The following is a 22,452-nucleotide window of genomic DNA, read 5'->3' on the forward strand; positions in this document are numbered from 1 at the left end:
TCGCGCAACAGCCCTGCACCCCCATCACTGCGCTGCAGAACCGCAGGTCAGACGGTTATCCACAGGCTGAAACGGCATTCGCTCGATCCGCCTACTATGGCCTGACCGCTTTCCGCGACGAACCCGTGGAGAGCCTGTGTGGGGGGTGTGCGCGCATGTTGCGATGTGTACGGTGGGCGACCGCTGTTGCCGCGGGGCTGCTGGTGGCCGGGTGCAGTGGCGGGTCCTCGGGCGGAGGCGGGGATGAAGGGAAGGCACGGTCCGGACAACGATCACCCTCTTCCGTCGCCTCTGCCGCCCTGCCCGCTTCCCTCACCTCCCAGAAGCTCGACTGGGGCCGCTGCAAAGCCACTTCCGACTCCGCCGCACCCGGCGACGAGTGGCGGTGCGCGACGCTCAAGGTGCCGTTGGACTGGGCGAAGCCGGACGGTGCGACGATCGGGCTGGCGCTGATCCGGGCGCAGGCGAGCGGGGGTTCGGGGAAGCGGATCGGCTCGTTGCTGTTCAACTTCGGCGGTCCGGGCGGCTCCGGCGTCTCGACGATGCCGTACTACGCCTCCACCGTCTCCGCACTGCGCGCGCGGTACGACCTGGTGAGCTGGGATCCGCGCGGGGTCGGCGCCAGTGAGGGGATCCGCTGTCGCAGCGACAAGGACATCCAGTCCGCCGAGTCGATCGACGCGACGCCGGACACCCCGGCGGAGGAGACCGCGTACTTCCAGGACGCCGCGGACTTCGGCAAGGGGTGCGAGAAAGCCGCCGGCACGCTGATCGCGCATGTCTCGACGACCGACACCGCCCGCGACATGGACCTGATGCGTCAGGTTCTCGGGGACACGAAGATGCACTACTTCGGCATCTCCTACGGCACCGAACTCGGCGGCGTCTACGCCCACCTGTTCCCGAAGAAGGTGGGGCGGCTGATCCTGGACGCGGTGGTCGACCCGACGGCCGACTCGGTCGGCCAGGAGAAGAACCAGGCCGCCGGCTTCCAGCGGGCCCTGGACGACTACCTCAAGTCCACCGGCCAGGACCCGGACCAGGGTTCCCGGAAGATCGCCGGTCTGTTGAAGAGGCTGGACGCCACGCCGCTGCCCACGTCCTCCGGGCGGAAGCTGACCCAGAGCCTCGCGGTCACCGGCATCGTGCTGCCGCTGTACAGCCAGGACAGCTGGCCGACGCTGACCAGCGCGCTCAAGGCGGCCGGGGAGGGCGACGGCTCGGAGCTGCTGTCGCTCGCGGACCAGTACAACGAGCGGGACTCCTCGGGGCACTACGGCACGACCACGCACTCCCAACGGGTCATATCGTGCCTGGACGACAAGGAGCGGCCGACACTCGCCGAGACGAAGAAACGGCTGGCGGAATTCGAGAAGATCTCGCCCGTCTTCGGGGACTTCCTGGGCTGGGACTCGGCCGGCTGGTGCCACGACTGGCCGGTGGCGGGGCAGTGGGACACACCGGAGGTGAGCGCACCGGGCGCGGCGCCGATTCTGCTGGTCGGCAACACCGGCGACCCGGCGACCCCGTACGAGGGCGCCCGGAAGATGGCCGACGAGCTGGGCAGGGGCGTCGGGGTGGAGCTGACCTGGAAGGGCGAGGGGCACGGCGCGTACGGCAGCGGGAGCGACTGCGTGGACTCCACGGTGAACGCCTATCTGCTGAGCGGCTCGATCCCGAAGGACGGCAAGGTCTGCTCATGACGAAGGCGGGGGCTCCGGGCATCTGTCGTGCCCGAGGCCCCCGCCCACCGCGGAGTCTGTGCTCAGTAGACCGGCTTCGACGGCTCGATCTGGTTGACCCAGCCGATCACGCCGCCGCCGACGTGGACGGCGTCCGCGAAGCCCGCGGACTTCAGGACCGCGAGGACCTCCGCACTGCGGACACCCGTCTTGCAGTGCAGGACGATCTTCTTGTCCTGCGGCAGGCCCTCCAGAGCGGTGCCGAGGAGGAACTCGTTCTTCGGGATCAGCTTGGCGCCCGGGATGGAGACGATCTCGTACTCGTTCGGCTCGCGGACGTCGATGATCTCGATGTTCTCGCCGTCGTCGATCCACTCCTTGAGCTGCTTGGGAGTGATCGTCGAGCCGGCGGCCGCCTGCTGGGCCTCCTCGGAGACGACGCCGCAGAAGGCCTCGTAGTCGATGAGCTCGGTGACGGTCGGGTTCTCGCCGCAGACCGCGCAGTTCGGGTCCTTGCGGACCTTGACCTGGCGGTACTGCATCTCCAGGGCGTCGTAGATCATCAGACGGCCGACGAGGGGCTCACCGGTGCCGGTGAGGACCTTGATGGCCTCGGTGACCTGGATGGAGCCGATGGACGCGCACAGCACGCCCAGGACGCCGCCCTCGGCGCAGGAGGGGACCATGCCCGGCGGCGGGGGCTCCGGGTAGAGGCAGCGGTAGCAGGGACCGTACTCGGACCAGAAGACCGAGGCCTGGCCGTCGAAGCGGTAGATCGAGCCCCAGACGTACGGCTTGTTCAGCAGCACGCAGGCGTCGTTGACCAGGTAGCGGGTGGCGAAGTTGTCCGTGCCGTCGACGATCAGGTCGTACTGGCTGAAGATGTCCATCACGTTCTCGGCCTCGAGCCGCTCTTCGTGGAGGATCACGTTCACGTACGGGTTGATGCCGAGGACGGAGTCACGGGCGGACTCGGCCTTGGAGCGGCCGATGTCGGCCTGGCTGTGGATGATCTGGCGCTGCAGGTTCGACTCGTCGACCTCGTCGAACTCCACGATGCCGAGGGTGCCGACGCCCGCGGCGGCCAGGTACATCAGCGCCGGCGAGCCCAGGCCGCCGGCGCCCACACAGAGCACCTTGGCGTTCTTCAGCCGCTTCTGCCCGTCCATCCCGACGTCGGGGATGATCAGGTGGCGGGAGTACCTGCGGACCTCGTCTACGGTGAGCTCAGAGGCTGGCTCGACCAGGGGTGGCAGCGACACGGGGACTCCGTTGATCGGTCAATCACTACAGTTGTTCTCCCTGTAACACTGCCATGGCAATCTTCATTCCGAGACACCTGTCCCGACCCGCGAGACGATGTCGTCCCAGTAGCCGGGCATCGTCTCCCAGGGGTCGACGCGACCGCCGCGGTCCGTGCGGTCGGTGAAGTAGATCGTGGCCGCGCCCTGCCAGCGTGCGATCCGCAGCGCCTCGTCGAGGTGGCCGCGGGGCACGCTGTGCACGAAGTGGCAGAAGCGGTCGGGCGGGTAGTCGGCGGTCCACTCGGCCACCTGGGACCAGCGGTAGTCGGTCCAGGGGCCCGCGAAGGTCACCAGCTGGTCGGCGTTCTCGGCGTATCCCGGGTGGGGGTGGGTGCCGTGGCCGAGGACCACGTGGGGCTCGTCGCCGACGGTGCGCAGCGCGGCGACGGTGCGGCGGACCCAAGGGAGCGCGGTGCGGTCGGTGGGGCAGCGGTCCAGCAGGAAGCCGTCGACGCGGTACCAGTCGTGGTAGCGGTGGGCGTCGGTGATCAGGTCGCCGTGGGGCCGGGCGCCGTAGGCGGTGTCCAGGCGGCCCAGGACGCGGACGCCCGCGTTGCGGAGGCGGCCGGCCGCCTCCAGGCAGTGCGGGTCGGGGCGGCTGCCGGGGCCGCCCGCGACATCGAGGGCGACCCAGTGCAGGGGTATGCCGGGGCGGGTGAGTTCGGCCCACTGTGCGGGGGCGAGGAGGGGGTGGGCGTAGCCGGGGATGCCGAAGGCGGTGCGGACGCCGGTGGTCGCGGCGCCCGCCCTGGCACTGGTCAGATGCGGCATGCCGCCTCCATCCAGATGTCCGCCAAGGACTCCTCGAGGTTGATGCGGGGCCGCCAGCCGAGGCGGTCCCGGGCACAGCGCACGTCGGCCTGCTGCCAGCTTCCACAGCCGTCCGGGTACGGGTACGCGACCGGGGCCGCGTGGTCGGAGTCCAGACGGGGGTGGCCGATGGGGCTGCGCAGCGGGCCGGGCGGGCCGTCGAGTTCGTGCAGGGCGCCGCCGTACCCGGCGACGCGGGCGAGGACGGCGGCGGCGTCGCGGAGGCGGACGGCGCGGCCGGAGCCGATGTTGATGACGCCCTGGGCGGCGGAGAGCGAGGCCGCGTGGACGGCGCGGGCGACGTCGCGTACGTCGACGAAGTCGCGCTGGACGCCGAGGCCGCCGAGCTTGAGTTCGCCGTCGCCGGATTGCATGGCGCGGCGCATGGCCTCGGCGAGGCGGCCGAGCGGGGAGCCGGCCGGGGTGCCAGGACCGGCGGGCGAGAAGACGCGCAGGACGACGGCGTCCAGGCCGGAGCCGAGGACGAGTTCGGTGGCGGCGAGCTTGCTGACGCCGTACGGGCCGCCGGGGCGCGGTACGGCGTCCTCGGCCGTGGAGGAGCCGGGCTGGCTCGGGCCGTACTCGGCGCTGCAGCCGATCTGCACCAGGCGGGCCCCGCAGCCGCTGCGGCGCAGTGCCTCGCAGATGGTGGCGACGGCGACGGTGTTGTGCCGGGTGAGTTCCCGGGCTCCGCCGCGGGTGGCACCGGCGCAGTTCACGATGACGCCCGGGTGGACGGCGTCGAGGAAGCGGGTGAGCGCGCCGGGGCTGCCGGTGGCGAGGTCGAAGCGGACGTCGGCGTCGTCGCCGCGGCCGAGCGCGGTGAGCTGGACGGCCGGGTCGGCGAGCAGCCGGTCGGCGACGAAGCGGCCGAGGTATCCGTTGGCTCCGATCAGCAGAACCCTCATCGTGCGGCTCCCGGGGTGTGCGCTCCGGCGACTCCGGTGGTTCCGGACGCTCCGGGTCCGGGTCGGGAGGTGGTCATCTGGCGGTCTCCTTCTGGGGGTGTCCGGTGGATCAGGTGGGCTGTGAGAAGCAGCGCTATTCGGCCGGGCCGGGCGGGGTCGTGGGGGCCCTCCTCCGAGGGGGTGTGCGCCGGACCCCGCGACGCCCCGGTGGCTCGGCTCACTCCGGGTCTCCCGTCGGCGCGTGGGCCGAGGCCCGGGTGAGGGTGCGGGTCGCCCGGATCAGCAGCGCCAGGGCGGCGACGCCGCAGACGACGGCCGGGACGCTGCCCGCACCCCACGCGTCGACCAGGGCGTCGACGGGGACGGCCAGGAAGGCGCAGCCGGGCAGTCGGCCGGCCAGGACGAGGGCCATGGCTGCCGCTTCGGCCGCGGCGGCCGCGGCGAGGGCCTGGGCGGGGCCCTGGGTGACGTGGTGGACGGTGAGGAGGCGGGCGAGCAGCAGAAGGGCGCCGAGGGCGAGGGCCTCCGGGCAGCCGGCCGGTTCGCCCAGGGCGGCGCCGCACAGCGCGAGCAGGGCCGTGAGGGCGCTCAGGAAGAGGACGAACACGCCGAGCAGCAACGGCTGTACGGCCGCCGTGAACTCCTCCAGGCCCCGGCTGCCCGCCAGCCTGCGGCGGGCAGCCGCCGTGAGGAGATGGGCGCTCCAGGCCGCGGGGGCGCAGGCCAGAGTGAGGGCGAGGACCGGGGCGACGGTCACCGGCCAGGGGCCGTACGCGGCGCCCGTCGGGAGACCGTCGGGGCCGCCGTCGGCCACGGTGCGCAGAAGGCCGTTGCCGAAGAGGGCGTAGGCGAGGAGCCAGCAGGTCCACACCCGGGCGCCGGTGGCGGTGCGCCAGGCGAGTGCGCGGGCCGGGGCCAGGGGGCCTCGGCGCAGGGCCGGGCGTACGGCCAGGGCGACGGCGAGCACGCCGGCGACCGCCACCAGGAGACGGGGGCGGCCCTCGGTGAGCCGTACGCCGGTCACGACCGCTGCGCAGACGGCGCCCGGAAGGAGCGTGAGCAGCACCCAGTCGGCGCGTACTCGCGGCGCGGGCGCCGGTTCCGGGCGCGGGCCGGCTTCGCGGGGCACGCGGGCATAGAGCTCCTCGGCGAGCGAGAAGACATCGCGGTGCCGGAAGCGGACGGCGGCCCGGTCGGTGACGCCGTGCGCTTCGAGACCGGCCGCGATCTCCAGTGGGTCGACGGCCCGTTCGCAGAGCACGCGGTGACGGTGCATGAGCACCTTCACGGGGTCGGCGCCGCCTCGACGGGGGATGGTTCCACGGCTGTCGGCGGCGGTGTCCTTGACGGCGGCGGCCCGGATCTCCGGAGCGACCCCGGCCGAGACCGGCGACTCGCCTCGGGAGAAGGGATCACCCGAAGCGTCCTCCTCCGTACCCAGGAGCCATTCCTGCGAGCGCGCGTCCCAGGCGTCCGCCCCGCCGGGTTGCCCGGGCCGGTCCAGCTCCCCCGGAGCGGCGCCCGTCGCGCCGTCCTCGCCGCCGTTCACAGCGGCCCCTCCGCGGCTGCGAGCGGGGTGGCCCGCACCGGGGCGGGTCGGTTGGCGGCGGCCGACGCCCACCCGGGTCCGCCGCGCGCGACGACGCGGGCCGTGGGGCCGGTCCAGCGAACGGGAATGTGCGCCTCGGCCGGGACGGCGAACGGCAGGGGCTCACCCGCCGCGGAGAGGACGACCCGGCGCACCGGGCAGTGCGAGACGATCTCCAGGTAAATGCCGTGAAATGCCGTGATGTTCTGCTCGATGGTGAACAGTTCGAGCGCTCGGGCGCGCGCGGCGGCTCCGAGGCGCTCACGGCGCTCGGGATCGCGCAGCAGGGCGACGCACGCCTCCGCGAGCGCCCGCGGGTTGCGCGGGGGTACGACGAGACCGGTGCCGCCGATGGCCTCCACCACGGCGCCGACGTCCGTGGAGACGGTCGCGCGGCCGCAGAACATCGCCTCCACGAGGCCGACCGGGAAACCCTCGACGACGCTGGAGAGGACGACGACCGCGCCGGACGCGTAGGCGTGGGCGAGGGTCGGCGCCTCGGGGCCCCCGATCTCCTCGAAGGCGACCGGGTTGTCGCCGACGGCGTGCACGCCCTCGGCCTCGTCGGGGAAGAGCTGCGCGGCGAGCGCCTTGCAGTGGCCCAGATAGGCCTCGCCCTCCGGCCCGGCCGGGGCACCCAGGACCCGCAGCCGTGCCTTGGGGGCCTCCCTGCGGACCTCCGCGAAGGCGTGCAGCAGCGACACCAGGTCCTTGGACGGCTCGATCCGGCCGACCCACACGAGCGTGTCCGGGTCGGCGCGGTCCGGGGCCTCGCCGACCTCGGTGAAGCGGGAGGCCTCCATGCCGGGGTGGACGGTACGGATACGGGCGCGGTCGGCGCCGCAGCGCTCCTGCCAGCGGCGGGCGTGCGCGTTGCCGGGGGTGATGATCGCGGCGCGGCCGTAGACCTCGGCGGTGAGCCGGCCGTGGAAGGCGGCGAGCAGCGCGCGAACGACCGGGGTGGCCGTGTCCGGGCCGGAGGCGAGGTAGTGCGAGCGCAGTGGCACGCCGTACTCGGTGACCAGGAGCGGCACGTCGGAGAAGTGGCGGGCGAGAAGGCCGGGCAGGGCGGCCGTGCCGCCGGCGGTGGCGTGGCAGAGGTCGGCTGCGCCCAGGCCGTCGTCGCCGTACCAGTCGAGGGAGAGCGGGCGCAGGGCGCGTTCGAGGTGTGCGGCCACCGCGAGGAGGTCTGGCACGCGCGCCTCGCGCGCCGTCCCGAGTGCGCCGGGTGCGCGACAGGCGCGCTCCAGCGTGCGTACGGCGGTGTCGGAGCGGAGTGCGCCGACCAGTCCGCCCTCGTCACGGGCGAGTTCGGCGAGCCCGTAGAGCGCGCTGCCGAAACGGTCCGCCATATGACCGGGCTCGGCTCCGGAGCCGTCCGGGCCGTCTGCGCCGTCCGCGGCCGGGCCGGCGCACAGCACCCCTGCCAGCTCTCCGTAGCTCTCGACGAAGCGCCGGCGTGCGCGCCGCCCGTACGCGGCCCCGTCCTCCTCGGCGGTCCACAAGGGAGCCGTGCGCACCCGGCTGACGTGCGGCGGCAGTTCCAGCCGGCCTTCGTCCTCCTGGCGCCTGCTGCGGCTGAGCGCGTAGATGTCGAACTCGTGCCGCCCGAGCCCGCGCACGAGCCGGTCGCACCAGAGTCTGGCGTCACCGCTCACATACGGATAGCCACCCTCCGTAAGCAGTCCGATGCGCACGTGTGCACCCCCGATCGATCTCCCGTATGGGGAGCCGCCGTCGGCTTGGCGGCTCGCAGCGGGACGAACGTATGCGGACAAGGCGGTGGCGCGACGGACGGTTGTCCATCGCGCCACCAAAAGGGGTGAACGGTCGTAACTTTCCCGTGCGGGTCGCGTTCGGTCGCGCTAGGCCACCGAACGGCGGCGGAAGGTCACGCCGACGCCAGTTCCCGCCGTACCGCCCGCCGCCGGGCCGCGGCCTCGGGATCGAGGGCGGGTACGGCGGCCAGGAGCTGCCTGGTGTACGGGTCCTGGGGGTTGTCGTACACCTCGTCGGCGGGCCCGGTCTCGACGACCCGCCCGTGCCGCATGACCGCGACCCGGTCGCTGACCTGGCGGACGACGGCGAGGTCGTGGGCGACGAAGACCAGGGCGAGCCCGAGTTCGCGCTGCAGTTCGCCGAGCAGGGCGACGACCTGGGCCTGGGTGGTGACGTCCAACGCCGAGACCGGCTCGTCGCAGACGATGACGCGCGGGTCGGCCGCGAGCGCCCGCGCGATGCCCACGCGCTGGCGCTGGCCACCGCTGAACTCGTGCGGATAACGGTCGTAGTGCGCCCCTTCGAGCCCCACGCGCTCCAGTAGTTCGATCACGCGCCCCCGGATACGCCCCTCATCGTGTTCGCCACGCGCGCGAAGCGGGTCGGCTATCGACTCGCCCACGCTGCGGCGCGGGTTGAGGGAGGAGACCGGGTCCTGGAAGACCATCTGCACGGTCGGCCGCACGCCCACGCGCGCGTGCCCCTCGTAACGGACCTCCCCCGCCGTCGGCTCCAGCAGTCCGACCAGCATCCGGCCGAGCGTGGTCTTGCCGCTCCCGCTCTCGCCGACGATGCCGAGGGTCTCGCCGCGGCGGACGGTCAGCGACACGTCGTCCACAGCCGCGAACGCCCGTTTCCCACGCCCGAACTCGCGCCGCAGGCCGGTCGCCTCCAGGACGACCTCGTCGGAGGCCGCCGAGGGCGCGCGGGCCGCGTCCACGCGCGGGACCGCGGAGAGCAGTTCGCGGGTGTACGGCTGCGCCGGCGCCCCGAGCACGGCGGCGACCGGCCCCTGCTCGACCTCGCGTCCGTGCCGCATGACGAGCACCTGGTCGACGCTCTCGGCGGCGACGCCCACGTCATGGGTGACGAGCAGCAGGCCCATACCGGTCTCCTCGCGCAGCGTGTGCAGCAGGTCGAGGATCTGGGCCTGGACGGTCACGTCGAGGGCGGTGGTGGGCTCGTCGGCGATCAGCAGGTCGGGTTCGCAGGCGAGTGCCATGGCGATCAGCGCGCGCTGGCGCATGCCGCCGCTGAACTCGTGCGGACGGGACCGGGACCGGCGCGGGGCGTCCGGGATGCCGACCCGGTCCAGGACCTCCACCGCACGCGCGCGTGCGGCTCGTCGTGACCCGCGCGTGTGGACGCGGTGGACCTCGGCGATCTGGTCGCCGATCGCGTAGTACGGGTCGAGTGACGACAGCGGGTCCTGGAAGACCATGGCCGCCTTCGCGCCGCGCAGCCGCCGCAGTTCGCCGTCGGAGGCGGCCTGTACGTCGATGCCGGCGACGTCGATCGAACCGCCGACCCGCGCGCCCGTGCCGTGATGCAGGCCCAGCAGGGCCGAGGCGACCGTGGACTTGCCGGAGCCGGACTCGCCGACCAGGGCGAGGGCCGCGCCCCGCTCCAGCCGGAAGGAGAGCCCGTCGACGGCCCGCAGGGCGCCGAACTCGACGGTCAGGTCGGTGACTTGGACGAGACTCACGTCAGTACCACCCGTCGGTCGGCCACCGCGTACAGCACGTCCGCGACGGCGTTGGCGAGGACCACGAAGAAGCCGATGACCAGGACCATGCCCACGACGACGGGCAGGTCGACCACGCTGACGGCGTGGACGAGTTCCTGGCCGAGGCCGGGCAGTCCGAACAGCGACTCGGTGAGCACGGCGCCGCCGACGGCCGAGCCGAAGTTGTTGGCGTTCAGCGCGATGACCGGTGCGAACGCCCCGCGCAGGGCGTGCCGCCCGACGATCGAACGCTCGCTCACCCCGTACGCGCGGAAGGTGCGGATGTGGTCCTCCGCCAGCGTCTCCAGCATCGACGAGCGGGTCATCCGGGCGAACGCGGCGGACTCGATGAGGGCGAGGGAGAGCCAGGGCAGCAGCAGGTTCCATGCCCACTGTTCGGGGTCGTCGGTGAGCTTCACGTACTGCGGGAAGGGCAGGAGTTGCAGTTCGCCGCAGACGACGATCATCAGGACCAGGCCGATGACGAAGACCGGCGTGGCCCAGCCCGCCAGCGTGAGGCCGGTCAGCACCCGCTCGGTGAGCCGGCCGCGCCGCCAGACGGATAGCACGCCTGTGCCGACGCCCAGGAGCAGCCACAGCACCATCGCGCCGAACACCAGCGAGAGGCTGACCGGAAGCCTGGTCAGGATGATGCTCAGGACCTGCTGGTCGGTCTGGTAGGAGAGGCCGAGGCAGGGCGCCGAGCAGTGTTCCACGGAGGTGCCGGTGGAGTAGTCCTGGCCGGCGACCAGGCCCTGGAGGAAGTGCCAGTAACGCACGTACAGGGGGTCGTCGAGGTGCAGCTGCTGCGCCACCTGGTGCACCTGTTCCGGGGAACAGCGCGGGCCGCAGGTGATCTGGGCGACGTTGCCCGGGGTGACGTAGAAGACGACGTAGACGATCACCGAGATGGCGAGCAGGGTCGCCAGGGTGCCGATGCTGCGGCGCAGCAGGAAGCCGCCGAAGCCGTTCACGCGGATTCCTCCTTTGCCGAGGCCGACGACGCCGACGCCGACGACGCTGCCGCCGTCGTCGCGTTCGCCGTCGTCGCGGCCTCGCGCCTGCGGCCGGTGCCGACGCCGAGCCGGGAGGCGGCGCGCGGGTCCAGGGCGGTGCGGACGCCGTCGCCGAGGACGGTCAACGCGAGGACGGTCACGAACAGCGCACCGGCCGGCAGCAGCAGGTACTGCGGGGCCGCCTGGTACCAGACGTCGGCGGCGGTGAGCATCTGGCCCCAGGAGGGCGTCGGCGGCTTCACCCCGATGCCGAGGAAGGACAGGGCGGCCTCGGCGCTGATGTTGACCGGGATGAGGATCGAGGCGTAGGTGATGACCGGTGCGGCCAGGCCGGGCAGCAGTTCGCGGCGGGCGATGCGCCAGGCACCCCAGCCGCTGAGCCGCGCGGCGGCGACGTAGTCGAGCCCCTTCAGGGTGAGCGTCTGGGCGCGCACGATCTTCGCGATGCTGCCCCAGGAGATGAACCCGATGACGAGGGTGACCAGGACGGGCCGGGGAAAACTCTGCGGCACGATCGCGAGCAGCGCCAGCGACATGACCATCAGAGGCAGCGCGACGAAGATGTCCGTGATCCTGCTCAACAGTTGATCGGTCCATCTGCCGCCGAGCGCGGCCGCCACCCCGACGAGCAGCCCGAGGAGGACCTGGATCACGGTCGCCGAGAACGCGACGCCCAGGGAGACCCGGGCGCCGTACACGAGCCGCGCGAACAGATCACGCCCCGTCTGCGGTTCCACGCCCAGCCAGTGGTGGCCGGAGATGCCTCCCAGGGAGCCGGTCGGCACGCCGCCGCGCGCGGAGTCGATGAGCGACGGGTGGTAGGTGGTCGGGTCCTGGCCCTCAAGGGCGGTGAGCAGGGGGGCGGCGAGCGCGACCAGGACGAGCAGCGCGACGATTCCCGCCGCGACGGTGGCGGCCCGCTGCGTACGCAGCCGCCGCCAGAACTGACGAGCCCCCGAAGCCCCCGAGGCGGATGCCTCGGGGGCCCGGGTGGCGACAAGTGCCTCGCTCACGGCGCTACTTCACCGCGACCTGGGAGATGTCCAGGACACCGGTCCAGTCGCTGATCACGACGTTCCTGATGTCCTTGCCGACCAGCCGCTTGTAGACGGGGTGGAACAGCGGCACGGTCAGCGCCTGCGCGCCGATCTTCTTGTCCAGTGCACCCCACCGCTTGGCGGCCGCGTCAAGATCGGTCAACTTGTTGATCGCGTCAATCTCGGCGTTGACCGAAGCATCGTTGAGCTGGGAAGCGTTGAAGTTCGCGCCGTCCTTGACGATCTGCCGGCCGTCGAAGATCGGGGCGAGGAAGGGACCGCCGGACGGCCAGTCGGCACCCCACGCGGCGAGGAAGAAGCCCGGCTCGGTCTTCACGCTGTGGACCGTGTCGGAGTAGTTGTTGTCCTCAAGGCCCTGGAGCTTGACCGTGATGCCGGCCTTCTTCAGCGCGTCCTGGATCGCGGTCGCGATCTCGGGGCTCGTCTTGAAGTTCTGGGCGTTGTCGTGGGTCAGCGTGACCGTCAGCCCGTTCGGGTAACCGGCCTCCTTCAGCAGCTCCTTGGCCTTGGCCGCGTTGCCGGTGTCACCCGCCGGGAACTGGTCGTAGGGCGTGTAGCCGAAGGACTTCTGGTTCGGCAGGAAGGTGGTCGCGGGCTCGGCGAGGGCGCTGCCGCCCGCCGCGTTGATCACGGACGACCGGTCGACGGCGTACGAGATCGCCTCGCGCACCTTGGGGTTGTCGAACGGCTTGACCTTCGGGTTGAAGGCTATGTAGTTCGTGTAGCCGAAGTGGCCGGTGCCGACACGCGCGGCGAGTTCCTTGTCGCCGGTCACCTTGGCGAGTTCGGCCGGACCGAGGTTGGTGTCCGTCGTCACGGCGGCCGCGTCCGTCCCCTGGGACGCCGACAGCCGCTGGTTGATCACGGACGAGTCGAGGCCGGACTGCACGTCGATCTTGTCCGGGTACGCCTTGCGCTGGTCGTCGACGGCCGCGGACCAGTACTTGTTGCGCTCCAGGACCAGGTGCTCACCGTCGTTCTCGTTCTTCACGACCTTGTAGGGGCCGGACGAGACCGGGTGCTCCTCGTACTTCGTGCCCGTGTCCTTGGCCTGTGGGACGGGCGTGAACTGCGTCTGCGTGGCCAGGAACGGGAACTCGCCCTCGGGCTTGTTCAAGTGGAAGACGATGGTGCGGTCGTCCGGCGTCTCGATCGCCGAGAGCCCCTTCTTGTCCTTGTACGGCCCCTGGTAGTCGGCGGCACCGACCAGCCAGTCCCGCAGGTAGGGCGCGCCGCCGGAGAGCTCGGGGGCGAAGGAGCGCTCGATGCCGTACTTGATGTCGGCGGACGTGATCGCGGTCCCGTCCTCGTACTTGAGGCCCGTCTTCAGCGTGTACGTCCACACGGTCGCGTTCTTGCTGGGGCGCCCGGTGTCGGTGGCCAGGTCGGGGACGACCTTGGTGCCGGCGGCGCCGTTCGCGCGGTTGCGGGTGGTGAGCGTCCGGAAGACCAGGGAGGGCACGTTGCCGCCGCCCGAGGTGTACAGACGGGCCGGGTCGAAGTCCGTCTGGGGGTCGGAGTTCAGGACGGTGAGAGTGCCGCCCTTGTGCGGCGCGGAGTCGCCACCGGAGCCGTTGGCATCGTTGTCCTTCGGACCGCAGGCGGCGGCGCCCGCTGCCACGACCAGGCTGACGGATGCCACGGCCACGCGGCGCGCTGTGGCGGACGGTTGACGCATCGGAATGACGACCTCTCGGAAGGCGTGTCTCGATATATGAGACAGATTGACGAGGAGTGAGACGAAAGTGAACAGACGTCTGCCCGGGCGTCAGGTCGTCGAAAAAAGCCATGACCGAGTCACGGCAGCAGAAGAAGATCGCGACGCGAACGCCCTGGGGCGAGCGTCAGCGACAGTGGATGTCGGCCACGCAGAGCGCGGTCACGCCGATGAGCGCCAGCTCGATGGCGGCGCGCGAAGAGGCGTGGAGGGACGACATGCCCAGAAATATGTATGAACTTTCTGCCCATGTCAATGTGACGTATGCGCCACCTGTCAACCCTTGGGATACGGCCAGGAGTTGGGCAGACAGTGGATTCCGTCGTGATCCAGGAACTTGGTCTGCTGCTGCATGACCGGGGCCAGCTCGCCGTCCTTCTCGCAGGTCACATGCCCGTAGCCGAGGCGGTGGCCGACCTCGTGGTTGATCAGCATCTGCCGGTACGCGTAGATCTTGTCGCCGTAGGTCTTGCTGCCCTGGGCCCACCTGTACGCGTTGATCATCACGCGTTCGGTGGACGCCGAGTCACAGGACACGTTGTCCTCGGTCGTGTCCAGACCGGACTTGGCGCACCACTTGGCGGTGGTGCCGGGGCTGGCGAGCGTGATCACGAAGTCGGGCTCGCCGGAGGAGACGCGCTCGAAGGTACGGGCGCCGTCATGGGCCCAACTGCGGTCGTCGTTCAGCGTCTTCTGCACGGCCTCGGCGAACAGCTGCCCGTCCAGCCCGAGGCCCTGCTCCACGTCGACGCGGTAGGTGTACTTCCGCCCCTTGCCCGGCGCCTTGGCGCTCCCGGGCACGGTCTTGAATTTCCCCGACCCGGTCAGCGTGGCGCTGAGCGGGTACTTCGTACCCATCGCCTGCTCGTACGACAGTGTCGCCACGCGCGGCGAGGCGGAGACGGACGGGGTCGTACGGGCGTTGTCGCGCGAGGCGGCACTGTCGGTGGCCCGGGTGCCGCCGGCGGCCGACTCGGACCGTACGCCGCTGTCGCCGCCGCGGGCGACCTGCCCGGCGACGATCACCGCGAGCACGGTGGTGACTGCGGCGGCCGCGACGCCGGTGAAGGCCCGGCCCTTGCCGCCCTTGGGCTGCGTGGGCACCCCGGCGGGCGGCGCGCCTTCGCCGTCGTCCACACCGGGCGGGACCGGAGAGACCTGCGGGTCGGAGACCGGCGGATACGTTTCCGCGCGCTGGGCGCCGATGCCGGGGCGGGGCGAGAAGACGTCGGCGTCCTCGTCGAAGGCGTCGATGTATTCCTGCCGAAGCCCACCGGGCCCGCCCTGCCGCTGCCGCGGTATCGACGCACCGGCCGCGGCGGACCCACCGGCCCGCCCGCCCAACTCGCCCCAGCCACCGCCCGCTTCACGCTGCTGCGGATGACCGCCCCGAACCCGGGGGACACCGCCCGCGGGAGTCCCGTCAGGAAGGCGCGGGACACCGTGCGCGGGAGTCCCGTCGGCGAAACGAGGCACGCCGTGCGCGGGAGTCCCGTCCGGCAGACGCGGCAGCCCCTGGGCAGGCGTCCCGTCGGGCAGACGCGGCACTCCCCGACCAAGCGTCCCGTCGGGCACACGCGGCATCCCCCGACCGGGTGTCCCGTCGGCCGGGCGCGGCACCGCTCCGGCAGCCGCGCGCTCCGCCCCCTTCCGGCCGGCTTCCCGGGCCGCACCCGTGCCCGTTATGTCCGCGGCATCACCCTTGGGTGCCGGACCGCGGCGACTGTGGCGTCCCACCCGACCCTCAGCTCCCCATACCCGGCGCGGCCGAGCCGCTCGCCGAAGTCGCACCGGAACCGCCCGCGACCGCCCCCGCGGCCGAGCCGCCGGACAGCACGTCGTGGTCCGCGAGGAGTTCACGGAACGCCCCGGCCACCGCCTCCGGGTACTCCATCATCGCCACGTGCCCGGCGTCCGGCATGGACAGCAGCCGTGAGCCGCGGAAGCTCCGCGCGGCCTTCTGGGCCATGCGGTAGCCGACGAGCTGGTCGCGGCCGCCGTAGATCAGCAGGGTGGGGGCGAGGACGCGCTCGGCCTGGCGCCAGAGCCCGTGCTGGCCGCCCAGCGTGTACGCGTTGACGATCCCGCGCGCGGACCGTGCCATCGCGTCCCAGAAGTACGGGAGCCGCAGCCTCCGTTCCAGCTCCTCCACCGCGTACTCGAATGCCTCCGGCGTCACGCTGCCGGGGTCGCCGTAGCAGAGCGCCAGCACGCCCCGTACGCGCTGTTCCGCGGTCCATTTGCCGTTCGTGCGGGTGAGGAGTCCGGCGACGCCGGGCAGGCCGAGGATCACCGTCGGCACGGCCGTGCGCTGCACGCGCAGCTCGGGCAGGGCCGGCGAGACCAGCGTGAGCGTACGGACCAGGTCGGGGCGGACGGCGGCGATGCGGGTGCTGACCGCGCCGCCCAGGGAGTTGCCGAAGAGGTGGACCGGACCGCGGCCGGACGCGTCCAGGTAGCGGATGACCGCGCGCGCGTGCCCGGTGACGGAGTAGTTGCCGTCGTCCGGCGGCGGCGAGTCGCCGAAGCCCGGCAGGTCGACGGCCTCGCCGTCCACGACGCCTTCGAGCTGCTCCATCAGCTGCGACCAGTTCTGCGAGGAGCCGCCGAGTCCGTGGACGAACAGTGCGGGCGGCAGGCCCTCGCGCGCGGGCGGGCGTGAACGGACCGAAAGGGTGACGCCCGGCAGCCCCACCGACCGCAGCCGCTCGCCATCCGCGACTCTGACGGCCACCGCCTTCGGGAGCACGCTGGCGGGCGGCACGGACGGCAGCTCGGTCGAAGACATGGGCCAATGTTACGAGACGATCACACAGTGGTTCATGTGTTCGCCGTCACAGGGCGGCCCGGGCGAGCCGCCGCCGAGCCAGGCGAACGGCCGGCGACCCCGGCGAACGGCCGACGATGGCATAGCGTCCGCCTTCGGTGTCTCCTACGCTCATAAACAGGGCACCCGTTTGTGGCCCCCTGTTCTGCCAGGGCCGTTCGAAGGAAGGGAGCCCGACCATGGCCTATGAACCCACCGACCCCAACGTGCTCGACGATCTGAAGGCGGAGGACGCCCCGGAGATCGACGTCGAGGCCTCGGAGGGCGACGCAGCCGAGCAGCACACGGACATCGCACCGTCCCACGACGACCCCCTCACCGGGGTGAACCCGGACCGCGCGAACGAGGCCGATCTCATCGAGCAGGCACGTGTGGTCTCCATCGACGAGGACGACTACCGCTGACCGGCACCGGCCTGCGACGGGTCCATCAGTGCTGTCCGCATTTCCCGGTGCTTTTCCTGGTGCGGCTTTCGCCGCCGTCCGGTACGTGAAATTCTGCGCTCGCACCGCGCACAGGACGGTTACCGAAAAGTACGATGGCCGCGCGGAGCAATCCGCATGTGGACGACATTGGGAGGCGGCGTGACAGCCATCGAGCAGACAGAGGCGGCACGCCCGCGGGGCACTCGCCTGCCGCGCCGTGCCCGACGGAACCAGCTGCTGGGCGCCGCCCAGGAGGTTTTTGTCGCGCAGGGGTACCACGCGGCCGCGATGGACGACATCGCCGAGCGCGCCGGCGTCAGCAAGCCGGTGCTCTACCAGCACTTCCCGGGCAAGCTCGACCTGTACCTGGCGCTGCTGGACCAGCACTGCGACGCGCTGATCCATGCGGTGCGCGGGGCGCTCGCGTCGACGACCGACAACAAGCAGCGCGTCCGGGCGACCATGGACGCCTATTTCGCGTACGTCGAGGACGACGGCGGCGCCTTCCGTCTGGTCTTCGAGTCCGACCTGACCAACGAGCCCGCGGTACGCGAGCGCGTCGACAAGGTCACCACCGAGTGCGCCGAGGCGATCTGCGAGGTCATCGCCGAGGACACCGGTCTCTCCCGCGCTGAGTCGATGCTGCTGGCCTCCGGCCTCGGCGGCCTCGCCCAGGTGGTGGCGCGCTCCTGGCTGCACAGCGACCGCAGCGTCCCGCGCGACCAGGCGGTACAGCTGCTGGCGTCACTGGCGTGGCGGGGCATCGCGGGCTTCCCGCTGCACGGCATCGACTCCCATCACTGACGACCGTCCGCCGTCTTCCGCCGCCGTCGGCGCGGGGCATTCCCGTTCGCTGTTCGCTCCTGGCGTGCAGGCGCGCCGCGTGTAGGTCCCCTCACCGGGCTAATGTGTGCAGCGTACGGCGCGGAAGGTCGCGCACTTCACTGACCGTCGGAGGGACATAGCCGTGGAGGTCAAGATCGGCGTGCAGCACGCGCCCCGCGAGATCGTGCTGGAGAGCGGTCTGAACGCCGAGGAGGTCGAGCGCCTCGTCGCCGACGCGCTGGCCGGCAAGTCGCAGGTGCTGTCCCTGGAGGACGAGCGCGGCCGCAAGGTCCTCGTCCCGACGGAGCGCCTGGCGTACATCGAGCTCGGTGAGCCGACGGTGCGCAAGGTGGGTTTCAGCGCGATCTAGCCACAGCAGTGCGAGGGGGCCCGGCGGACGTGTGTCCACCGGGCCCCCTCGCCGTGTCAGGCCTCCACATCGGGCCCACAAGTCGCCCACAGAGGAGGATTGCATTCCGCAGGTCACGGGTATGACGGGCTACGACCGTGAAGCACGGGCCGGCCGTGGGAGGGACCCCCTCGTGATGCTCCTGGAAGTCCTTGGATCCGCCCTGCTCGGTCTGGCCCTGGCGTGGGCCGCGACCAGCCGCCTGGCGCACCGTCTCCCGGCCCGCCCCCTGGTCTTCTGCACAGGCGCCGCGGGAGCGCTCTTCGGCGACTTCGTCACCCACAGCGCGCTGGGCCCCGGTACGGCTTTCGTGAGCCTCGTGGGAGCGGCGATCGTCTCGGCGGCGTCCCTGTCCCTGCTCCTCCGCCCGACGGGCCGCCGCCTGCGCCGACGATCGATCCCGGCGTAGCTCCACCGGAGCGCCCCGAAAGGGGCGCTGGGGGTACCCCCGGCCGAAGGCTGGGGGAGGAACTGCGCGACCAGCCCCACCGGCCCGCAGCCGCGCAACCCCCCGAAACCACCCCCACAGGGCGTCAGGCGGCCAGGCCCAGCGCAGCCATCCGCTTCGTGTGGGCCTCGGTGATACGCGAGAACATCCGCCCCACCTCGGCGAGATCGAACCCGTCGGCCACACCGCCCACCAGCATGGTCGACAGCGCGTCCCGGTCGGCGACCACCCGCTGGGACTGCGACAGCGCCTCCCCCATCAACCGCCGTGCCCACAGCGCCAGTCGGCCTCCCACGCGAGGGTCCGCGTCGATCGCGGCCCGTACCTTCTCCACGGCGAACTCGGCGTGCCCCGTGTCGTCGAGGACGGCCAGCACCAGTTCGCGCGTGTCGGAGTCCAGCCGCGCCGCGACCTCCCGGTAGAAGTCGCTGGCGATGGAGTCGCCGACGTACGCCTTGACCAGGCCCTCCAGCCAGTCCGACGGCGCCGTCTGCCGGTGGAAGCCGTCGAGGGCGGCGACGAACGGCTCCATCGCCTGCGTGGCGTCCTCGCCGATCTCGGTCAGTCGGTTCCGCAGCCGCTCGAAGTGGTGGAACTCGGCCGACGCCATCTTCGCCAGCTCGGCCTTGTCGACCAGCGAGGGCGCCAGCTTGGCGTCCTCCGCGAGGCGCTCGAACGCCGCGAGCTCGCCGTACGCGAGCGCGCCGAGCAGGTCCACGACCGCGGCACGGTACTGCGGTTCGGCCGACGCCTGCGCCCAGTCCTGGGCGGCGACACCAGTCGGTGCGGCGGAGGCGTTCTCAGGCTTGTCAGAGCTCGTCATGAAGCGCACAATAGCCCGCTCTTCGCCCCCGGGAAGCCCCAGGTCATCCACTGTGACTACCACGACGTGACCAAATCGGCCATCACATGTGCGCGATTCCGGGGTATGGTGGTAATGCGCCTGCTGGTACGCCGACGTATTTCGACGTCCCTCGACAGGCCGCACGTATGAGGATGCCCGGTCGGTGGCCCGATCGGCTCCGACCCGACAGCCCTCCCGGCTCGTACGGCACTGTGCGTACGACGACCGGAGGGACACACCCTCAGCGGTACGAGCGCTAGAGCGTCGGCAGAGGTCCCGTGCACTACGGCGTGCCCCCCACGGCCCGCCCGTAAGGCAGCCGACGTCCCCGGCACGGTCCGTCAAAGACCCCCGCGCTCGCCTCGCGCCGCGACACACAGAAGAGGCAGCACCCTGACTACGACGTTTCGTGAACTCGGAATCCTTCCCGAGACCGCCGAGGCCCTGGAAGCCGTCGGCATCATCAACCCCTTCCCCATCCAGGAGATGACGCTCCCGGTCGCCCTGTCCGGCACCGACGTCATCGGCCAGGCCAAGACCGGCACGGGCAAGACCCTCGGCTTCGGTCTGCCGCTCCTGGAGCGCGTGACCGTCCCCGCCGACGTGGAGGCCGGCCGCGCCGCCCCAGAGGCCCTCACCAACGCCCCGCAGGCGCTCGTCGTCGTCCCCACGCGCGAGCTCTGCACCCAGGTCACCAACGACCTCCTGACGGCCGGCAAGGTCCGTAACGTACGCGTTCTCGCCATCTACGGCGGCCGTGCCTACGAGCCGCAGGTCGAGGCCCTGAAGAAGGGCGTCGACGTTGTCGTCGGCACCCCGGGCCGGCTCCTGGACCTCGCGGGCCAGAAGAAGCTCGACCTCAAGCACATCAAGTCGCTCGTCCTCGACGAGGCCGACGAGATGCTCGACCTGGGCTTCCTGCCCGACGTCGAGAAGATCATCGACATGCTTCCGGCCAAGCGCCAGACCATGCTGTTCTCGGCCACCATGCCGGGCGCGGTCATCGGCCTCGCGCGCCGGTACATGAGCCAGCCCACCCACATCCGCGCCACCGCGCCGGACGACGAGGGCGCGACCGTCGCGAACATCGCGCAGTTCGTGTACCGCGCGCACTCCATGGACAAGCCGGAGATGATCGCGCGCATACTGCAGGCCGAGGGCCGTGGGCTCGCGATGATCTTCTGCCGCACGAAGCGCACCGCCGCCGACATCGCCGAGCAGCTGCAGCACCGGGGCTTCGCCTCCGGCGCCGTCCACGGCGACCTGGGCCAGGGCGCCCGCGAGCAGGCGCTGCGCGCGTTCCGCAACGGCAAGGTGGACGTCCTCGTCTGCACCGACGTCGCCGCGCGCGGTATCGACGTCGAGGGCGTCACCCACGTCATCAACTACCAGTCCCCCGAGGACGAGAAGACGTACCTGCACCGGGTCGGCCGTACCGGCCGCGCCGGCGCGTCGGGTACCGCGATCACCTTCGTCGACTGGGACGACATCCCGCGCTGGCAGCTCATCAACAAGGCGCTGGACCTGAAGTTCCCGGACCCGGTGGAGACTTACTCGACCTCCCCGCACTTCTTCGAGGACCTCAAGATCCCCGCGGGCACCAAGGGTGTCCTGCCGCGCTCGGAGCGCACCCGCGCCGGGCTGGAGGCGGAGGAGCTGGAGGACCTGGGCGAGACCGGCGGCCGCGGTGGCCGCGGGCGCGGTGCCCGGGGCGGCCGGGGCGAGGCCCCCCGCTCCGAGGAGCGCGAGCGTCCGGCCCGCACCCCGCGTCGGCGCCGTCGTACGCGTGGCGGTTCGGCCCTGGATCCGGCGAACGGTACGGCGTCCACGGGGCCGGCCGCCGAGTCCGCGTCCTCCGTCGCCGAGGAGCCCACGGCCGCCCGGACCCCCCGTCGCCGTCGCCGTACGCGTGCCGGGGCTTCGCAGGAGCCGCTGGCGGCCGCCGCCCCGGCGGCGGCGACGCCCGCGGCCGTGACGCCGGAGACGGTCGTCGAGACGGTGGAGGCCGTCGTCGAGCCGGTCGCGCCGGAGACGCCGCGCCGCCGTCGCACCCGCCGGTCGGCCGAGGCCGCACCGGTGGCGGAGACCACGCCGGTGACCGAGGCCCCGGAGGCCGAGGAGGCGCCGAAGGCCCCCGCACGTCGCCGCACCCGCAAGGCCGTCGAGGCGCCCGAGGCCGCCGCCCCTGTGGCAGCCGTCGAGGCAGTCGAAACGGTCGAAGCGGTCGCGGAGCCGAAGCCGCGCCGCGCCCGTAAGACGGCGGCCGCCGCCGAGGCCGTGGTGGACACCGCCGAGGCCGTCGAGGCCCCGGTGGCACCGGCCCGCCGTCGCACCCGCAAGGCCGCAGAGCCGGCCGCGCCGGTGGTGGCCGCCGTGGAGCCGGAGGCCGCCGAGGAGCCCAAGCCGCGCCGCACGCGGAAGGCGGCAGCGACCGCCGAAGCCGCCGTCGACACCGCCGAAGGCACCGAGGCCAAGCCCCGCCGCACCCGCAAGACCGCGGCCGCCGCCCCCGAGGTCACCGAGACCGCTGAGGCCGTGGAAGCCAAGCCGCGCCGCACGCGGAAGACGGCAGCGACCGCCGAAGCCGCCGTCGACACCGCCGAAGGCACCGAGGCCAAGCCCCGCCGCACCCGCAAGACCGCGGCCGCCGCCCCCGAGGTCACCGAGACCGCTGAGGCCGTGGAAGCCAAGCCGCGCCGCACGCGGAAGACGGCAGCGACCGCCGAAGCCGCCGTCGACACCGCCGAAGGCACCGAGGCCAAGCCCCGCCGCACCCGCAAGACGGCAGCCGCCGCCCCGGAGGTCACCGAGACCGAAGCTGCGCCCAAGCCGCGACGGACCCGGAAGACGGCCGCAGCCGCAGCCGAGGCGGCCGTGGACACCGCCGAGGCCGCTGAGGTCAAGCCCCGCCGCACCCGCAAGACGGCAGCCGCCGCCACCGCGGAGATCCCGGCGCAGGCCAGTGCGGAGCCGGAGGCCAAGCCGAAGGTCCGCCGGACCCGGAAGGCCGCCGCCGCGGCTCCCGAGGCCTGATCGCGTCACGCACCACGACGGCCCGGCCCACTCCGTGTGGGCCGGGCCGTCGG

General features: G+C 72.2%; 19 protein-coding genes. 6 read left to right on the top strand and 13 right to left on the bottom strand.

The features are described from left to right. Positions 1–155 precede the first annotated feature (155 nt). On the top strand, positions 156–1,703 hold the full coding sequence (locus EDD90_RS19810; protein ID WP_123974301.1) for an alpha/beta hydrolase: 1,548 nt from the start codon (positions 156–158) through the stop codon (positions 1,701–1,703). A 62-nt stretch (positions 1,704–1,765) separates the two neighbouring features. On the opposite strand, the gene moeZ is transcribed toward EDD90_RS19810, so the two are convergent. From moeZ to EDD90_RS19865, 12 genes are all read right to left on the bottom strand, one after another. Next, complete coding sequence (gene moeZ, locus EDD90_RS19815) at positions 1,766–2,944, bottom strand: adenylyltransferase/sulfurtransferase MoeZ (protein WP_123974302.1); 1,179 nt, start codon at positions 2,942–2,944, stop codon at positions 1,766–1,768. A 63-nt stretch (positions 2,945–3,007) separates the two neighbouring features. Continuing rightward, positions 3,008–3,757, bottom strand: coding sequence for a spherulation-specific family 4 protein (locus EDD90_RS19820; protein ID WP_123974303.1), 750 nt, complete (start codon positions 3,755–3,757; stop codon positions 3,008–3,010). Next, on the bottom strand, positions 3,745–4,704 hold the full coding sequence (locus tag EDD90_RS19825) for an NAD(P)-dependent oxidoreductase (protein WP_123974304.1): 960 nt from the start codon (positions 4,702–4,704) through the stop codon (positions 3,745–3,747). The genes EDD90_RS19820 and EDD90_RS19825 overlap by 13 nt, the downstream gene beginning before the upstream one ends. Before the next feature lie 217 nt (positions 4,705–4,921). After that, positions 4,922–5,992 (bottom strand): hypothetical protein, encoded by a 1,071-nt coding sequence (locus EDD90_RS19830; protein WP_123981394.1) that lies wholly within the window; start codon positions 5,990–5,992, stop codon positions 4,922–4,924. 257 nt (positions 5,993–6,249) lie between these two features. Further along, positions 6,250–7,989, bottom strand: coding sequence for a DUF3492 domain-containing protein (locus EDD90_RS19835; protein WP_123974305.1), 1,740 nt, complete (start codon positions 7,987–7,989; stop codon positions 6,250–6,252). A gap of 194 nt (positions 7,990–8,183) precedes the next feature. After that, a complete protein-coding gene (locus EDD90_RS19840) occupies positions 8,184–9,776 on the bottom strand; it encodes an ABC transporter ATP-binding protein (RefSeq protein ID WP_123974306.1) in 1,593 nt (530 codons plus the stop codon). Next, entirely contained in the window at positions 9,773–10,771 is a 999-nt protein-coding gene (locus EDD90_RS19845; RefSeq protein WP_123974307.1) for an ABC transporter permease, read from the bottom strand. Before EDD90_RS19845 ends, EDD90_RS19840 begins: the two co-directional genes overlap by 4 nt. Further along, positions 10,768–11,826 (bottom strand): ABC transporter permease, encoded by a 1,059-nt coding sequence (locus EDD90_RS19850; RefSeq protein WP_123974308.1) that lies wholly within the window; start codon positions 11,824–11,826, stop codon positions 10,768–10,770. Before EDD90_RS19850 ends, EDD90_RS19845 begins: the two co-directional genes overlap by 4 nt. Before the next feature lie 4 nt (positions 11,827–11,830). Beyond that, complete coding sequence (locus tag EDD90_RS19855; protein WP_123974309.1) at positions 11,831–13,549, bottom strand: ABC transporter substrate-binding protein; 1,719 nt, start codon at positions 13,547–13,549, stop codon at positions 11,831–11,833. A gap of 166 nt (positions 13,550–13,715) precedes the next feature. Then, the gene (locus EDD90_RS58595; protein WP_311737210.1) at positions 13,716–13,808 is read right to left on the bottom strand and encodes an Ms4533A family Cys-rich leader peptide; all 93 of its coding nucleotides are present in this window, start codon (positions 13,806–13,808) and stop codon (positions 13,716–13,718) included. A gap of 56 nt (positions 13,809–13,864) precedes the next feature. After that, positions 13,865–15,325 carry a DUF3152 domain-containing protein gene (locus EDD90_RS19860; RefSeq protein WP_123974310.1) on the bottom strand — a complete coding sequence of 487 codons (1,461 nt, stop codon included), beginning with the start codon at positions 15,323–15,325 and terminating at the stop codon, positions 13,865–13,867. A gap of 7 nt (positions 15,326–15,332) precedes the next feature. Further along, positions 15,333–16,376, bottom strand: coding sequence for an alpha/beta fold hydrolase (locus tag EDD90_RS19865; RefSeq protein ID WP_123974311.1), 1,044 nt, complete (start codon positions 16,374–16,376; stop codon positions 15,333–15,335). Positions 16,377–16,594: 218 nt separating this feature from the next. On the opposite strand from EDD90_RS19865, the gene EDD90_RS19870 reads away from it, so the two are divergent. From EDD90_RS19870 to EDD90_RS19885, 4 genes are all read left to right on the top strand, one after another. Beyond that, positions 16,595–16,819 (top strand): hypothetical protein, encoded by a 225-nt coding sequence (locus tag EDD90_RS19870; RefSeq protein WP_123974312.1) that lies wholly within the window; start codon positions 16,595–16,597, stop codon positions 16,817–16,819. Between the two features lie 180 nt (positions 16,820–16,999). Further along, positions 17,000–17,644, top strand: a complete 645-nt coding sequence (locus EDD90_RS19875; RefSeq protein ID WP_123974313.1) for a TetR/AcrR family transcriptional regulator — start codon at positions 17,000–17,002, stop codon at positions 17,642–17,644. 163 nt (positions 17,645–17,807) lie between these two features. After that, the gene (locus EDD90_RS19880) at positions 17,808–18,035 is read left to right on the top strand and encodes a DUF3107 domain-containing protein (RefSeq protein ID WP_185149157.1); all 228 of its coding nucleotides are present in this window, start codon (positions 17,808–17,810) and stop codon (positions 18,033–18,035) included. Between the two features lie 175 nt (positions 18,036–18,210). Beyond that, positions 18,211–18,483 (top strand): hypothetical protein, encoded by a 273-nt coding sequence (locus EDD90_RS19885; protein WP_123974315.1) that lies wholly within the window; start codon positions 18,211–18,213, stop codon positions 18,481–18,483. A 124-nt stretch (positions 18,484–18,607) separates the two neighbouring features. On the opposite strand, the gene EDD90_RS19890 is transcribed toward EDD90_RS19885, so the two are convergent. Then, positions 18,608–19,354 carry a ferritin-like fold-containing protein gene (locus EDD90_RS19890; protein WP_123974316.1) on the bottom strand — a complete coding sequence of 249 codons (747 nt, stop codon included), beginning with the start codon at positions 19,352–19,354 and terminating at the stop codon, positions 18,608–18,610. A 498-nt stretch (positions 19,355–19,852) separates the two neighbouring features. On the opposite strand from EDD90_RS19890, the gene EDD90_RS19895 reads away from it, so the two are divergent. Beyond that, positions 19,853–22,399: a DEAD/DEAH box helicase gene (locus EDD90_RS19895; RefSeq protein ID WP_185149158.1), complete on the top strand. Its 2,547-nt coding sequence runs from the start codon at positions 19,853–19,855 to the stop codon at positions 22,397–22,399. Positions 22,400–22,452 lie beyond the last annotated feature (53 nt).

The sequence above is a fragment of the Streptomyces sp. Ag109_O5-1 genome, assembly GCF_003814875.1.
Lineage (GTDB): Bacteria > Actinomycetota > Actinomycetes > Streptomycetales > Streptomycetaceae > Streptomyces > Streptomyces sasae.